10 protein-coding genes and 3 pseudogenes are annotated in these 15,512 nt (G+C 60.2%); 8 read left to right on the top strand and 5 right to left on the bottom strand.

The genetic code is table 11. The annotated features are described in order from the left end of the window. Positions 1–100: 100 nt before the first annotated feature. From IB279_RS20545 to IB279_RS37295, 5 genes and pseudogenes are all read left to right on the top strand, one after another. Positions 101–961, top strand: coding sequence for a TauD/TfdA family dioxygenase (locus IB279_RS20545; RefSeq protein ID WP_060643750.1), 861 nt, complete (start codon positions 101–103; stop codon positions 959–961). A gap of 33 nt (positions 962–994) precedes the next feature. Continuing rightward, positions 995–1,642, top strand: coding sequence for an RraA family protein (locus IB279_RS20550; protein ID WP_060643751.1), 648 nt, complete (start codon positions 995–997; stop codon positions 1,640–1,642). Next, positions 1,642–2,571 carry a carbon-nitrogen hydrolase family protein gene (locus IB279_RS20555; protein ID WP_082584583.1) on the top strand — a complete coding sequence of 310 codons (930 nt, stop codon included), beginning with the start codon at positions 1,642–1,644 and terminating at the stop codon, positions 2,569–2,571. Before IB279_RS20550 ends, IB279_RS20555 begins: the two co-directional genes overlap by 1 nt. Before the next feature lie 58 nt (positions 2,572–2,629). Further along, positions 2,630–4,000 (top strand): MmgE/PrpD family protein, encoded by a 1,371-nt coding sequence (locus IB279_RS20560; protein ID WP_113136166.1) that lies wholly within the window; start codon positions 2,630–2,632, stop codon positions 3,998–4,000. A gap of 89 nt (positions 4,001–4,089) precedes the next feature. Then, a pseudogene (locus IB279_RS37295) lies at positions 4,090–4,235 on the top strand (integrase); the annotation flags it as partial. Positions 4,236–4,276: 41 nt separating this feature from the next. On the opposite strand, the pseudogene IB279_RS37300 reads toward IB279_RS37295, so the two are convergent. Next, positions 4,277–4,423 (bottom strand): annotated as a pseudogene (locus IB279_RS37300) (type II toxin-antitoxin system RelE/ParE family toxin); the annotation flags it as partial. 223 nt (positions 4,424–4,646) lie between these two features. On the opposite strand from IB279_RS37300, the gene IB279_RS20565 reads away from it, so the two are divergent. Continuing rightward, a complete protein-coding gene (locus tag IB279_RS20565) occupies positions 4,647–5,723 on the top strand; it encodes an ornithine cyclodeaminase (RefSeq protein ID WP_162733080.1) in 1,077 nt (358 codons plus the stop codon). A gap of 33 nt (positions 5,724–5,756) precedes the next feature. Continuing rightward, positions 5,757–7,106 carry an MmgE/PrpD family protein gene (locus tag IB279_RS20570; RefSeq protein WP_192339712.1) on the top strand — a complete coding sequence of 450 codons (1,350 nt, stop codon included), beginning with the start codon at positions 5,757–5,759 and terminating at the stop codon, positions 7,104–7,106. A gap of 71 nt (positions 7,107–7,177) precedes the next feature. Here the strand turns inward: IB279_RS20570 and IB279_RS20575 are convergent, their stop codons facing one another. The 3 genes and pseudogenes from IB279_RS20575 to traI all read right to left on the bottom strand — a co-directional run. Further along, complete coding sequence (locus tag IB279_RS20575) at positions 7,178–8,524, bottom strand: amidohydrolase family protein (RefSeq protein ID WP_113136164.1); 1,347 nt, start codon at positions 8,522–8,524, stop codon at positions 7,178–7,180. A gap of 34 nt (positions 8,525–8,558) precedes the next feature. Beyond that, the gene (locus IB279_RS20580) at positions 8,559–9,320 is read right to left on the bottom strand and encodes a response regulator transcription factor (RefSeq protein WP_177235740.1); all 762 of its coding nucleotides are present in this window, start codon (positions 9,318–9,320) and stop codon (positions 8,559–8,561) included. Positions 9,321–9,479: 159 nt separating this feature from the next. Beyond that, positions 9,480–10,070 (bottom strand): annotated as a pseudogene (gene traI, locus IB279_RS20585) (acyl-homoserine-lactone synthase TraI); the annotation flags it as partial. Positions 10,071–10,314: 244 nt separating this feature from the next. Here traI and IB279_RS20590 point away from each other — a divergent pair. Then, positions 10,315–10,662: a hypothetical protein gene (locus tag IB279_RS20590; RefSeq protein WP_192339714.1), complete on the top strand. Its 348-nt coding sequence runs from the start codon at positions 10,315–10,317 to the stop codon at positions 10,660–10,662. A 162-nt stretch (positions 10,663–10,824) separates the two neighbouring features. Here IB279_RS20590 and traA read toward each other — a convergent pair whose 3' ends face one another. After that, entirely contained in the window at positions 10,825–15,444 is a 4,620-nt protein-coding gene (gene traA, locus IB279_RS20595) for a Ti-type conjugative transfer relaxase TraA (protein ID WP_192339716.1), read from the bottom strand. Between the last annotated feature and the right edge of the window lie 68 nt (positions 15,445–15,512).

The following is a 15,512-nucleotide window of genomic DNA, read 5'->3' on the forward strand; positions in this document are numbered from 1 at the left end:
TTAATGCAAACGAATTGATATTGGAATGCCGACTTATCACTCCGCTAAGCTCTATGTGATCCCGAGCCCGGGATCTTCCCACACAGAGGCGAAGACACACATGAAAACAAGAGTTTCGGCAATCCAGAATGACAGCAACGTCTGCGCAGATATCGTCGGGTTCGATTTCTCCGACTACAACGACGCGGACATTGCGGCAGTTCGATCCTACTGGCTGCAATACGGCGTCATTCGCTTTCGGGCGACCGATATCACAGACCAGCAGCAGGTCGACTTCTCCCGTCACTTCGGAGATTTCGTCATCCATCCCAAGCAATTACAGGAAGGCGGACACCCGATCCATCGCGAAATTCTGGTGATCAGCAATGTGATGAAGGACGGCAAGCCGGGCGGCGCGCTCGGCAACAGCGAGGCGACGTGGCACACGGACACATGGTTCTACGAACGCCCGCCCGCCGGCGCCATCCTCAGGGCGATCGAGGTTCCCGCTTCCGGCGGAGACACGTATTTCCTGTCGACCTACCAGGCTTTTGAAACGCTCCCCGAGGAGCTACGCAGTGCTGTTGAGGGGCGGCAGATCTTCTTCCAGAACGTCTACGACAAAACGGGAAAATTGCGCCTCGGGAAAGGCGAACCGACGAGCGCGGATTTTCGCGAGTGGAGCGGCGTCGTTCATCCGCTGGTCAGGAGCCACGGCGAGACGGGCCGCAAAGCGCTTTATCTTGGCGGGACGTCGGAAGGGGCGTGGATCGTCGGCTTGCCGCTCGATGAAAGCAACGACCTGATCTCAAGGCTTTGGGAGCACACCACCAACACGCCGGAAGTCTTCGTCCAGAAATGGAGCGTGGGCGACATAGTGATGTGGGACAACCGTTGCACGATGCACCGGCGCGATTCATTCGACCCGAACACGATCCGGATTATGCATCGGACGACGACATCCGGCGAGCGCCCGGTCTGATTTGTGAACCACAGGGCAGATCGGAGTTCATCGATGTCCCAGCCTTACAAGATCGAAAAACAGCTGCAAGCGATTCCGGACGCATTGCGAACCCTGCTTGAGGGAGTCGAAACCGCAACCATCGGCCACTTCGAATATCTTGGATTTGTTGGGGCAGGAATTGCGCCGGTCTTTCCGGTCAAGGCAATTGGAACGGCAGTCACGGTCGCCGCGCCCGGCCGTGATGGAGCCGTCATCTACACGGCAATCGATCTGCTCCGCCCGGGAGATGTTCTCGTCATCTCCCGGGTCGACCGGGACGACGTCGCCTGCGTCGGCGGCGGTGTCGTTGCTGCTGCCCGAGCGCGTGGCGCTGTCGCCATTATCGTCGATGGTCCTTGCACCGACATCGAGGAGATCCGCGCCAGCCGCTTCCCGGTGTGGTGTCGCGGAGTCTCGTCCAAGACGACCAGCCGCCGGCACCAGATTGGTGGCGCGATCAACGTCCCGATCGCATGCGGCGGGGCGGCCGTGCTGCCCGGCTATGCGGTCTTAGCAGATACGGAGGGTGTCTTCGTTGCCGATCCGTCCGATATGCGCTGCATCGCGGACGTCGCCCTCGAGCGCCAACAGCGTTCCCTTAAGCTCCGGCCCTACCTTGAGGCCGGCCATTCCATCTTCGAACTGGATCGGATCGTATAATGAAGATTTCCCTCGTCCAGATGAACTCCCAACCCGACCGCGACAGCAATTTACGCGCGGCCGAGAGCCTGATGCTGCAGGCAATCACACGCGATACACCCGATCTCATCGTTCTCCCGGAACATTTCGACTGGTCCGGCGGCACGGTGGCGGAGAAACTGGCGGCGGCTGATCATATGCCGGGCGGCGACGCCTATCGCATGTTGCAGACGTTCGCCGCCCGGCAAAAGGTCTGGATCCACGGCGGCAGCTTGCTCGAAAGGGTCGATGGGAGTTCGAAGATCTACAACACAACGGTCGTCTTTAACCCAGAAGGTAACGAGGTCGGCCGCTATCGCAAAGTTCACCTGTTCGACATCGAGGCGCCAGATGGCAAGATGTATCGAGAATCCGCCACCGTTGCGCCCGGAGAAAGCCTGTTCGTCTACGAATCCGGCGGTTTCAGGATCGGCTGTGCGATTTGCTACGACCTTCGCTTCCCCCGGCTCTTTGATGCGCTTGCAGACGCCGGCGTCGATGTGGTCATTCTGCCCGCGGCCTTCACGTTACAGACGGGAAAGGACCACTGGGAAGTGCTCTGCCGTGCACGCGCGATCGAGCACCAAGTCTATTTCGTCGCCTGTGGTCAGTGGGGAGGCTACACTGCAGCGGACGGAGATCGCCGTTTCACCTACGGCAACTCTCTCGTCTGCGACCCCTGGGGACAGGTTGTAGCCCGCGCCGTCGATCAGGTCGGTGTGGTTTCCGCACACCTCGATCTCGACCGTGTGGGGGTAGTCCGCAAGCTCATTCCCGCCGCGTCACACAAGGTTTCGTTTGTCGATCAGGCACGCGTCGACCGAGGTTGCAGGCGCAGTGATCGTTGCAATTCCTCCTGCAGCTCCTCTGCGCAGACCTTCGGGGCACCAATTTCTTCTAGTAGCACGTAGACAACGCGCACCTGAAAATGGACCGCCAATCGCCATCGTCGGGTAATCGGACACAGATATGACCGCTTTCATCACGCAAACGTTCGGCAGCTACATCGCCGAGGAAGCACTCGCTCGTGTTCCGAGCGACGTTTTCGACAGGAGCAAGCTTTGCCTTCTGGACTCCCTTGGCTGCTTGTTCGGTGGGCGCCAGCTGCCCACGGCTGGAATGCTGAGAAACCTACGGGGGGACAGCCAGGTCGCACCCTCCTCCGGCGGACCTGTCAGTGGCTGTGCCGAACCGGCGGCGGCCGCCTTCGTCAAGGCCACTTTGATCAATGCGCTCGACTTCGACGACATCTACGAGAAGGGCCATCCCGGAGCCACGGTGATTGCGGCAGCCTTATCGGTCGCTGAGCACACGAAGTCTTCAGGCACAGAATTCCTCGCGGCCGTGATCATCGGCTATGAGGTGAGTTGCCGCGTTGGCATCTCACTGGCTCACGTCCAGCCCAGAAAGGCGATTCACGGCCATGGGACTTGGCAGATATTCGGTGCAGCAGCCGCGGCCGCGAGACTCATGCGTCTCGACGCCGGACGAGCGGCGCATGCCATCGCGATCGCTGCTGCGAATGCGCCAGTAGCGTCCGTCATGAAGACCGTCTACGGAGACGCGCCTTCGATGGCGAAGAACAACTTCGGCATGGCCGCGCAAATGGGAGTCTTGGCCGCACGCCTTGCCGCTGCCGGCTACGAGGGGCCTTTGGATGTCTTCGAGGGTGAGACAGGTTTCTGGCGGATGGCGGGCGCCGACGAGTGCCGTTTCGATAAACTGACCAAAGGTTTGGGGGACGCCTACGAAATTCTTCGGGTTGGCTTCAAGCCATTCAGTTGCTGCCGACTCATCCTAAGCAGTGTCCAGGCCAGCCGCGACGTCATCCGTATGGCCGGCATTGATCCTGCCGACGGCTTGCATGCCAAGCTGATCGTGACCGCGCCTCCGATCGTGTGCGAACCGCCATTTTGCAAAGTGCGTCCACGGGACATGTGGGCAGCACAGTTCAGCGCACCGCACGCCATAGCCATGGCCGTATTCGGCGTCGAGCCCGGTCCCGACTGGTTCGTGGATGATTGGCTTCATGACGAGATCGCCGGGCGGTTTCAAGACAGTATCGAGCTCAGGCCACATACCAGCCACGCCTCGCCTCGAGGCGCTCACGCCGCAAGCGCTTGGTTACAGTTGCGCGACGGACAAATCTTCGAAAGGCACGTGGACGTTGCGGAGGGAGAGGCAAGTAACCCCATGCCGAAATCAGCTCTCGAGGGTAAGTTCTTGCGACTTGCGAGCCCGGTCGTGGGAGACAGCGGTGCTTGCGAAGCCATTGATAAGGTGTACGCGCTGGATAAGGCGGGATCGCTCCGGACGCTCCTTCGCGTATTGGTCAGCTGATACCGGCATATACCGACATGACACATTTTGTTCGCAAGCTAAGCCTGCAACCGCAAATCAACGCCTTGGGGACGGGAGTCCCCACGGTCCTTCCCCCTGGCCTGCATAGCGACCTCAGCGAAGAATGCGGGCAGCCAAATTCTCTAGTCATTCGCTGCGCGCCGGCTTGCCCTCCTCAGCCGAAGTCGACGAGCCCCACGTGCAGAACCGCAGCTACCACCGCCGACGCGACTGATTTAGGGTCAATCTGACGAGGGCCTCGGGGCTGTAAGAATCTTACCCCGCCAGCATACGTGCGAGCATATTTTCTGATGTGGTCCTGCGCGCCGTAGAAAATTGCCGCGACAACGATTCCGCGGCTATGTCCACCGGTAGAAACCAAATAGCCGCCTTGTCCCGCCGTAGAAACCGGATCCCGAAATGGAACGGGCAAACGAATCCTGCTGCTCGGTCAACGAGATCGACGGTTTCACACTCATCGGCTTATCTTCTTTGAGCCTAAGTTGCTACTCAGTAGCGCCTCAGCGGCGGAAGTCGTTCATTTAAAGACGACAAAAATGTATCCGAACCTTTCCTTTAATCCCTCCGTTCCAGATGCGAAATTGCTCCCGGTCGCATGACGTCGGCAATTCCACGGAGAACGGTGATGGAGAGCACACCCAGATACATTTCACTTGCGGAAATGAAGCGCCTCGGCGTCCGTCTCGAGGCCTCCGCGCTCCACGATGCCGCCAGGGCAGCTTGGTCCGACATCCGCTTGGGCCAAGCCCATGGCCTGAAATCTGTTTTGTCCTTTCCCGAAGCCGCCTTATGGAACCAACCCCAGTTTGAAGCTTACCGCGATACGTTGCAAGGCGAGCGATTGGGCTGGAAGCTCTCTGCGCTTTCCAGCGTCGGGGCCAGATATGCGGCCGTGAAGGTGGTCGGTGCCAATGCGATAAACCGTCGACTGGGTCAGCCGCGTTCGACGTCGACGATCCTGCTGCTAGACAGCTTCACGCTGCGCCCGCTTTGCGTGATGGACGGAACCGATATCTCTGCTGCAAGAACGGCAACCTATGCCTCAATGGCGCTTGAACTTTTCTTCCCCAAATCAGAAGAACTCTCTGTTTTCCTCTTTGGAGCAGGCCCCATTGCCGAGCAGATCATCAGAGTGCTCGATCATTTCGGAGCCGGCATCGTCTCGAAGATATTCGTGCGCAGCCGCTCAGGCGCTTCCGCGCGCCAACTCGTTAAAAGCCACAGACAGTCACCTCGAATTCGGCTTGAGGCTGTCGCGGATAATAAGAGGCTGCGTGGTTGCGGGTTTGTCATCACCGCTACCAATGCCAGCGCACCGGTGTTTGACAGCGCGGAAATTTGCCCAAATGCCGTTGTCCTACATCTTGGGGGAGACGAGACGCCGTCCGGCCATATCCAAAAAGTTCTTCGGTCCGGACTGGCGCTCTGTGATGACGTTTCGATGGTGTCGCGGCGAAACTCGCAAAGCCTGGCGCTCTATTTCTCGCGCAAGGGATCGACATTGGAGCAGCTTGGCCCAGCGCTCGGTGTCATGAACTTAACGGATTTCTGTGACGCGGGCGGCGGATCGGAATTCCCGATCCTCATCACGTGCGTTGGCCTGCCTATGCTGGACCTTTACGTCGCCGCTCATGTTTACGAAACCTGGTTCTCGCCAGAGGGGGGCGCGGGGTCATCCGTCCACTCATCTAGCAGGAACTGACGCCAGGCAGCCGAAGCTTTACGGAGAAGGCTGATGTATGTCACCGAGATCCTTGCAGATTATCTGGCGAATTATCCTTCCGATGCTCTGCCGCCCGAACTGAGGCTAGGTGCCGCCTGCTGTATTGTGGATGCAGTCACCGCTTACGTCGTCGGCTGCGATGTTCCGAGTGCCCGCGCAATGCGCGCGGTCGCCCGGCAAGATTTTGGAAGCGGCCGGGCTTCAGTCTGGTTTACGGGTGAATGTCTCGGGGTCACTGCTGCGGCAGTCTGTAACGCCGCGTCAGCCTCCGCACTCGATTTCGACGACGGCCATCGCGCCGCGCGCGGTCATCCCGGTGCGGCTGTGATACCCGTAGCACTCTCCGTGGCATCTACGAATGGTTCATCCGCCGATGATCTCCTGACCGCAATCGCTCTCGGATACGAGACCGGAATTCGCATCGCGGTGGCGCAGAACCCGCAAGCTATCAAAAGCCGACAATCGGGACGTTGGACCGGCTATGCTGCCGCGGCCACGGCCGGCCGCCTCTACAGAACCGATCCCCCGGCACTCGCACACGCACTCGCTGTAGCCGGGGTCCTCGCGCCAAACCAGGAGGCAAACGGCAGCTCCGGCTATGCCAATCTCACCGGGAACGACGTCAAGGAGGGTATTCCCTGGAGTGTCCTGACGGGCCTGACCGCCTTGCGTCTTGCGGAGCGGGGATTTACCGGGCCGCAGGATCTGCTCGATCATGCGTCGCACTTCGACCGGCCGAGCATCATAGCGGACTTGGGTGATCCAACTGAGATCTCGAGGGTCTATTTCAAACCCTATTCCTGCTGCCGCTACATCCATCCCGCTCTTGATGCCTTCGCGGCGCTTTCGTCAGGTGCTGACATCAGGACCGAACAAATCGCATCAATCGAAGTACAGACCTTTCAATGGGCTCTCCGACTTTCAAACACCGTGTCTCCCAATACATTGACGGAGATCCAATACAGTCTGCCTTATTGCATAGCGATTGCTGTTGTCGATGGAGCTGCGGCGCTGGCGCCGGTCGGTGGTGCGCAGCTGGGCAGGCCGGACCTCATCGAATTCGCCCGCAAGGTTCGTCTCTCGGTTAATCCTGAGATCGACGCCCGTTTTCCGGGTGAGACCCTTGCGCAGATATGCCTGCGAATGACCGATGGCAAATCGATCACATCCAAGGTGACCTCGCCACGCGGGGACAAGGCGCGTCCCTTAGACTGGGAGGATCTCATCAATAAGTTCTCGGCAGCGACGCGGGGCAAGCTTTCTCCCAGGGCGCAAAATACTGTCCTGGAGGCTTTTGAGACGCTTAAAAATGGAGATGCGGTCCCCCTCCTCCAGCGCCTAAGGATGCGATTGATCGACTGACCTCGACCACTACTGCACTTTGTGTCAATCGGATCGTATCCGGCGCCGACATCTCGCAACTGCAGCCGCGGTCAGATAAGCCGGCCATTCCTGACGACTATACGGCCTGCGATCACGACATGCCTGACCCGGCTCAGATTAACGTGGTCGACAACGATCAGGTCTGCGCGCTTGCCTTTTTCAATCAGTCCGCGGTCACCGGCCATTTGAGTGAAGACACGCGCGACATTCCCGGTCGCAAGGGCCACCGCTTCGGCCGCAGACAATTGCTTCTTTCTGACCATTCGCTGGATCGCTTCAAGAATTCCATCCCAATGCCCGCCGGCAAAATCGGTCGAAATCGTATCGACACAGCCCGCATCGATCAGTGCGTCAAGGTTGGATGGATCGTTGCGCCAGCGCGTCCCTATACAATCCAGTGTCGAAACATCGATGATGGCCCCTTTCCCTCTCAGGTTCTGGGCGTTCGAGACTGCCTCCTCCGGGAGAAAGCTCGGGTGATTGCTATGACCGGCGACGAGACGTGCTTTCGGGTGCTTCTCGACCGCGGCAATCAGACGCTTCGCAGATGGTGCCGCATTGTGGAAGATCGCGGGATATCCTAACCGCTCGGCTTCGCGTGCGATTTCATCGAATCCGGCCAACGAGAGGGCAACCGAAGGCATCACCGATCGCGTAATGATATCGCGAACGCGATCCGCATCGGCGAGCCCGGAAAGACCGCAACACTCCAACTCGTTAGTCAGTTTTAAATTCGACAGGCCTTCCGCCGGATCGAGATAGCGGCCAAGAACCGCGTTCTTCAAGCGCCTCGCGGCTGCGGGTGTCACTTCGACCCCGAACTCTTGCAGAAAGGCTTGCGGGATGAACCTGTATTCTTGCGCGCCGCCACCCAGTGTCTGCCCACCACCTGCCTCGCCAAGGGCGACCGCGCCGCAGGCCAACAGGTCATCTGTCGTCGCGCTCAGGTGTCGTGCTGAAAGTCCCTTGCCGTCGACCACAAGCGCCGCCGCGATGTTTTTCGGAGTGTGAGCCGTGGAAACGCGGATATCCATGGCATGACGTTCTACGTTGTCGACATCTATTTCGTCGGCCATGGCCAGACCGCAGACGTTCAAAAGGGTGGTTGTTCCCTGAAGAAGATGACGGTTCCGGAAATAGGCAACATCATCGCCTGCAAATGGCTTCGAGCCGCTCGGCATGGAAGGCCCCCGAATACAGCCGTGCGCATGTGCATTGATGAGACCTGGCATAACGATGCCGCCGGCCGCATCGATGGTTTCTCGCGCCGCGATTTCAGCGCCTGCGGCGGCGTCGACACCTATGATCCGTCCCTTCCGGACATATACGGCAGCCCGCTTGTGAAACGTCTTGCCGTCGCCAGTGATGAGACCTCCATTTCGGATTACCAGATCCATGACAGCTGTTCCTTTCGTCAACCAGGGGGCTGTCCTAGTCGCCAGTCCCTTCGCCCGGCCGAGCCGGGTTGTACTGCGATCGTTCCTGACTGGAACCATCGAGCATGTAGCCGGACGATCGAACCGTGCGGATGAGATCAGGGCCGCAGGTCACGCTCAGCGCCTTGCGCAGTCGACCGATATGAACATTCACCGTCTTGACGTCGACGAAACGGCGCTCCGGCCAACCAGCTTCAATGAGTTGTGCGCGACTGCACGCCTGCTCGTGGTTCTCCATCAGAAACTGCAGCAGCCGGAATTCGATCGGTCCCAAGTGGACGTTGATGCCGAGACGCCTGACGCTGTGCCTGTTGGTATTCAGTTCAATCCCTGCATAGACGAGGATATGACCGTCGTTCGCCATCGGATCCGACACTTGCGGAAGGAGGATACGGTCGCGCAGGAAGCTGAGCAGCTTAGAGGGAGTGATCGGTCTTACGAAATTCTCGTCAATCCCGGCTTTCAGCAGATCGATAAACCGACTTTCCGCACCGGGGCCAATCAACCCGACCGTCGTAATCCCGAATGTCCGCGGCTCCTGCTTCAGCTTTACACAGGCTGCGGGAGCCCAATTTTCTCCCGATCGACAATCAAGAAGAATGGCTGCGACATCGTACTCGCCTGCAAAATGGACGATCTCCTCGACCCCGGAACCAAGAATGACCTGATATCCCTCGGATTCCAGGATGTGGACGAGTAGCAGATAGTAATCCGCATCGGTCGAACCGATCAGGATCTGCGGTCGCGCGGAATTCAAAGACCTCTCCTCTATTGCGCAGCGTCAGTTGTGATCTGATCCCTCGTGAGGACCTGCATCATCCTCTGTGGGTGTGGCCGCTTGCGCTAAATCGGCAGAAGGCGCCGTTCCACGCCGTGCCACCTCAAGCAGCGAAGTTGTGGTGCACATGTGTTCCTGGCGACAGGCAGCAGCGCGAATCCGATTAAGGCTCGCGGCGTCGGCAGGAAGCACGCCTGCTACGGCCATCGTGCTGCCGATGGGACACGGCTGACCAAGACGTTGCATCGGCCAGCCGGCGCGTTTCAAAATGCGCTCGAACCGCAGGTCCGTTGCCGTGACGATTTCATAATAGCCGTTCGCCATCGACCACTCGATGATGCCGGCGAACATCTCAAGCGTCATCCCATGGAGAACTCCCCCTGTCCTGCCCTCGTCGAGCACCGTGTCAACGCAAAAGCGCGAGCTTTCGACCATGCCTGCATGGGCGTCGAGCCGTCGCGATGAGAGGAGCTGCGGAAACGTATTGGCGAGCATCGTCGGCCCGGTAGCGGGGAGAAGCCTCGCGCAGCCCGCCACTGCACCTGTGGTAGAAACGGCCAAGATATAGGTGGGATTGAGTTGATCGTAAGCATCGGCCTCACGATCGTCCCTTATGTCTACATCCCAGTCCAGTCTGTCGCCAAAGACTCGCGCACGCAGCCGATGCATCGAGTCGATCAAGTCAGCAAATTCTCCGCGCGCTGCAGCCGGCACAGCTAGTATCTCCATCTCCATTCTCCGAAGAAAACCTGCTTCAGACCACTGGACACGAGTTTCCGCCCTTAGGCGACTAATAGAATTAGTAGTCGAGCGCTCGACCAAGGCGTGCATGAATATGACACGCATGAGTTGTCATACATCAGCGATCTGTATCGAAAACCGTGCCACGAGCGTGCAGGACCAAGGTGGCGAAGCAGCCGAGAGCCGAAATTGATAATTCAATGCACGCGAGGATTTGCAGCAAGGAGTGCCGATGTACAAGCATACCGCAGAAGCGTTCGTGGCAGTCCAGAATGCGGAACAGGGCGTAAGCGAGGTCTTCGCCCGTTACCGCGAATACTGGAGCCCGATCGGCGCCACGGGGGTCGATCGGTCGCTGGACTTTGGTGACGCACGCGTGACGCTGAGGCCGACGGACGAGGGCTTGCATTTTCGGATAGACGCGCAGGACACCCTCGCCTTTTACGGTATCTGGACGCTTTTGCAGGTAGCCTTGGCCGCGCTACCGGAATTTACAGGTAAAGACGTTGGGTGGCACGCGGCCGACCGGTTCCCGTGTCTGTCAAAGGTTTTTTTTCGTAGAATTCTATCGCCTGATTGATAAACCGGAGCGTGTACTTGCACCGGATTGATGCCAAAGGAGAAACGTCATCGGATTCCAACCCCGTTCTTCGGTTCGGTCTGCGGAGCAACTCGCTGCCGCGCCGTGCAGCAAGGACCGGCTGCCGAGACACCTGAGTGAATGAAGCTCTTTGAATTGCCTCTACCGCTCGACACCAGGACCCCGATTGACCGCCTGTCGTTGGCGCTCGGAAACGATCTTCTGGCCGCTATCTGCCCGCACGATCTGCTGAAGAAGCTTCAACTTCTCCTGCATTGCCTCGAATGCATTCCGTTGCGCTGTCGACACAAAGTTGAAAACGTCCCTGTTCCCACGCAGGAACGCGTTGCGGCCGAAGCGCTCGTCGAGCGCCCGGCTGACGGCGACGAATTCTTGGGCGACGGTCGGATCGGTCAAACCCGCAGCAACGTCGAGCCCGCCACTCTTCTTCTTCATTCTTGCCGTCAACTGCCGCAGCGTATCCTCAGCCTTCCGCGATAGGCCGGGAATGGCGACCCCCATACGCCGGCGCTCTGCGGCGATAGCCTTGGTCTCGGCCTCAAACGCCGCGGCATAAGACGCTCCGAGAGAACGGACACAGCTTGCTGCTTCCGACACGCCCTGAAGCGCAGCCTTCCGCTCCCGGCCGGGAGCAAGCAACTTGTCCATTAGGCGACCGGAGCCGCGCAGCCCCCCATAGGCGGCCGGATCGTTGGTGACCGCTGCGGCAATCCGCTCGCCGGCAAAACCCTTTGCGACAAGCTCCTCGATCTTGGCGACCGCGCCGGCCGGATCGCGCCAAATGCGTGTCGCTGCATCCATGAGCGCGGCGCGATGATGATTGTAATAGGGAGCGGCAAGCGCCCTTTCCCGTGATTCATCGGCGACGGATGTCTTGAACTCCGTGACGGCGGCAAGCATGGGCAACACGTGCACTGCTTCCTTTCCGAACTCGATACTTGCGCCGGCAACGATTTTCGAGCGATCCTGCTTTTCTACGCGATGCTGCTCGTCGCTAAAACGCCTGATCACCTCGAACAGGCGCACCAGTTTTTCACGGTGCTCAGTGGCGAGATTTTCCGGCATCCGCTCTTCAACATTTCGCTCGGCGATCGGATCGGCCCTGGCGGTGAATGCAGACCAGCCAAAGCGTGAGGTCAACGCCTCGTTGACCGCCTTGACCTCCTGCACCAGCAAACGGTCCTCAGCGGCGTAGGCGAAGGCCGTCTTGTAGGCATCGACCCCGCCGCGCTCCCGGACCGCCTCGACTTCGACGAGACGCGCCATCGCCATTTTCGAAAGCGCGGGAATGGACAATGCCATATGAGCGCGCCGCTGCTGCTCGCGGCTGGCGAAGCGCTCCGCCTGCCTGCGGAACTCGGTTGCATGCGCGCGCGCCAAAGTCAGCAGCTCCGATAAGGTGGCCATGGCTGCGTTGCGCTCGTTTCGAGCGGCGCGGCCATCGGCCATGCGGTCAGAGCCGAGTAATCGGCCAAGGCGTTCGGGTGCAAGGCCAAGATCTTCGGCAATCTTGCGCGGCTCGACGTCTCCGCCCGATACCAGAGCGTTGAGCGCCGACAGCGCGCCACCCGGGTCGCGATAGATTTTCTGCAGCACCGGCCGGAGTATTTCCTCCCGCTCCTTCCACTGTTGCGAGGCGAGCTGCGCGAGACGCGCATCCTCTTCAACGCTGCGGGGGAACTCGGTGGCGGGTGGAAGCAAATAGTTTCCGGCTAACGGGATGCCGGCAACCAAGGATACTCTGCGCTCCTCGTTGTACGAGACGCTCCGTTCCCGGTCGATTGCAAAATCGAGCGCTATGCTCGCTCGCTCCCAGAGCTTCGCCAACCGCGACCGCTTCTCCGTAAGCCACGCCAGCCGCCGCGCCGCACCCTCCTCCAGTTCCGCAGCGGCCCGGGCGAGCGTGTCGATGCCACGCCGCTGGGCAAAATCAAGGACATGCTCCCGATAGCCTTCCTTACTTTCGAAATCGAGCGTCGTCGTCTTGGCGCCGGATCGTCCGAGGCGCTCAGCAAGCTTTCTGAACACAAGCGGCCGACGGCTTTCCCGCTCGATCCTCGCCTTGCGCGCATCGACAGTTTCGATTTGGGTTGCAGTCCAGACGTTGCGCTCGACCTGACGTTCCTCGAGACGCTTCTTGCCGGTCTTTTCATCAGTGACGGGCACCCTTACCGTGACCGTTTCGACGCCATCCTTGCGGAGCATCACAGTATCACCGGTCCTGATTCCGCCCTCCTCGAGTGCCTTCGGCAGGCTCACGCCCCAAAGTCGATGAACGGTTCCGTCGTCCGTCCTCACATCGGCGTAGGGGCTTTCCTTGGCATCTTCATCTTGCGGCCGGAACTTGGCCAACCCGGTATCCATCATTTCACCGGTGACGCCGGCTGCATGGTCGACACGTGCGCTACGCGCCCACTGCGGCTTCGGTTCGAAGTTCTCGCGCGCCACGTAGAGATCGGCGTGGTTACGATGCCTGGTCATCGCCACATAGGTCAGATGCTGGTCCATCATTCCGGTGGCGAGCACGAAGGTCCGGTCGATGGTCGAGCCTTGAGATTTGTGGATGGTCGCGGCGTAGCCGTGATCGACATTGCTGTAGCTATCCTCGCTGATCACGACGTCCCGGCCATTGTCGAGATGTACAGTCAACAGTGCGTCAGCGCGTTCGTCGCCGGATGAAACGACCGTGCCAAGCATGCCGTTCTTGACATATTGGGGACCAAGCCGCTTTGCCCGTGGTTCGAGGAAGCGGGCGTTTTCGAGGAAGATCACCCGGTCGCCCGCGGCAAACTCACGAAGCCCACGTGCCGTCCGGAATTGGCGCGCACCTGTCAGCGCGCCCTCGTCGATCATGACCTTGCGCAAGGCCTCATTCAGCTTTCTGACGTCATCGTTGGTGTGAGCAAGCACAAGCAGTTCGTCGCCGCGAAGACGTCCCGGATGCTCGCCCACGGCAGGTTTCTGAAGCAGGTCCCGGCGGGCGTCGGCCCAATCGGCAACGAGGCGGTCTATGATCTCGGCCCTGGTTTCGGTCTCGACAATGCAGCCCCTCTGCGCGTAGGCATCAAGGCCCTCTTCGACCTTGCCGCGCGCAAGGAGACGGGAAGCATCGCGCGCCCAGACATCACGCTGCCGCCGCACGCCGGCAAGTTCCGCGAAGCCGATCCGTTCGGTGATTGCCCGGAACGCCGCACCCGCCTGGATCGGCTGCAGTTGCATTGCGTCGCCGACCAGCACGGCTTTTGCGCCTGCGTCCTCCACAGCCCTGAGGATACGCGCCATCTGCTGCGATGACACCATGCCGGCCTCATCGATGACGAGCACATCGCCGCGCTCCATTGTTTCGCGCCCCCCGGCCCAGGCAAGCTCCCAGGACGCCAGCGTGCGCGACCGGATCCCGGAACTGTCCTCCAGCCCTTCCGCAGCCTTGCCGGCTAGGGCCGCGCCGATCACCCGTCGGCCGTCGCTTTCCCATGCGACGCGGGCCGCCGAAAGCAGTGTCGACTTACCGGCGCCGGCAAGCCCCACGACCGCCGCAATGGAATTATCGCGCGTGACATGACGTACCGCATCGACCTGTTCCGCATCGAGCCTGAAGGATTTTTTCGGATCGGCCGTTTCGACGCTTCGGACGGCGGCGGCGGCCTTGGCACCGGAGACGCCGAAGCCCTTTCGCATCGACAGAACCTCGGCTGACTGCGCCATGTCATATTCGATGCGCAGGATCCCCCGCGTTGTGAACACCGCCGGCTCTGTCACCTTGCCCGTTTGGGTGTCGATCTGCTGCGCCTTCAGCAGCACGAGGTCGTCCGAAGCCATGAGCCGCGCGCGGATATTGGCGAAGTCCACTGGATCATCGACATAGCGGTGCAGCGTCTTGGCGATTTCGCGCTCGTCAAAGGTGGAACGTTCGTTGCCGAGCTGCTTGAGGAGAAGCGCAGGATCCGCGAGTAGCCGGTCGGCCATCGCCTGCCGCCGCGCTAGATCGGCGGGCGCGAAATACATCTCGACACCCTTGCGCGCGAGCGCCGCCTTCTCCGGGCCGAGGTGTTTCTGCGCGATCCCATTGAGGCCTTGCTCAGCATAGGAGCGGCCGTCGAGACGGAGCTCATGGCCGGCCAGCGCCAGGTGGCGGTTGACCGTTTCCGCCCACGCGACCTTCCATGCCTTCATGGTTTCTTTGTCGCCGGCCCAGAGCTTGTAAACGATTTTGCCGTTCGGCCTGTTCGGCGTAACGACACGCAACGGCTCTCCGTCATCGCCCAGGACTGGGACCTTCTTCGGCCCAAACCCCTCCTCCGTAATAGGCCTGAGCGTCGTCATCAGGTGGATATGCGGATTGCCGTCCTTGTCGTGATAGACCCAGTCAGCGACCATGCCCTTCCACGTCAAATTGTCTCGGACGAACTCGCGCACCAGCGCGATATTCTCCGCCCGCGTCAGCTCCTCGGGCAGCGCGATGATCAACTCCCGCGCAAGCTGCGCGTCCAACCGCGTCTCGAACGCATCTACCGCATTCCAGAACACCTCGCTGGCCTCCGCGACGGTCTTGTCGTCGACTGTTCTCTTCAGCCAGAGAGGTATCTGGTCCGGCAGCGCCAGCTCCTCATGCACCAGCTCCGACGCGCCGCCACGGTAGCTGAAGGACGTCCCGGCCTGCTCGTCCGTCATCCGGGCGCGGTGGCGGTAGGCGGCGGCCGAGACGATGCTGCGCCCCGCTCCCCTGCTGATCACCTGCGCTCTAACGAACATGATCGCCACGAGTGTCTCCGAAGCTTTCAAACACGTCGCGCCAGCGACGTATATTGCGCCCTCAAACCGATCGGACC

The sequence above is a fragment of the Ensifer sp. ENS06 genome (assembly GCF_014852205.1).
Lineage (GTDB): Bacteria > Pseudomonadota > Alphaproteobacteria > Rhizobiales > Rhizobiaceae > Ensifer > Ensifer adhaerens.

What these genes read in the sequence shown, in the direction of transcription:
- IB279_RS20590 (WP_192339714.1), top strand. Translation starts at nt 10,315, where the DNA reads ATGTACAAGCATACCGCAGAAGCGTTCGTGGCAGTCCAGAATGCGGAA.
- IB279_RS20565 (WP_162733080.1), top strand. Translation starts at nt 4,647, where the DNA reads ATGGAGAGCACACCCAGATACATTTCACTTGCGGAAATGAAGCGCCTC.
- IB279_RS20550 (WP_060643751.1), top strand. Translation starts at nt 995, where the DNA reads ATGTCCCAGCCTTACAAGATCGAAAAACAGCTGCAAGCGATTCCGGAC.
- IB279_RS20575 (WP_113136164.1), bottom strand. Translation starts at nt 8,524, where the DNA reads ATGGATCTGGTAATCCGAAATGGAGGTCTCATCACTGGCGACGGCAAG.
- IB279_RS20545 (WP_060643750.1), top strand. Translation starts at nt 101, where the DNA reads ATGAAAACAAGAGTTTCGGCAATCCAGAATGACAGCAACGTCTGCGCA.
- IB279_RS20560 (WP_113136166.1), top strand. Translation starts at nt 2,630, where the DNA reads ATGACCGCTTTCATCACGCAAACGTTCGGCAGCTACATCGCCGAGGAA.
- IB279_RS20555 (WP_082584583.1), top strand. Translation starts at nt 1,642, where the DNA reads ATGAAGATTTCCCTCGTCCAGATGAACTCCCAACCCGACCGCGACAGC.
- IB279_RS20570 (WP_192339712.1), top strand. Translation starts at nt 5,757, where the DNA reads ATGTATGTCACCGAGATCCTTGCAGATTATCTGGCGAATTATCCTTCC.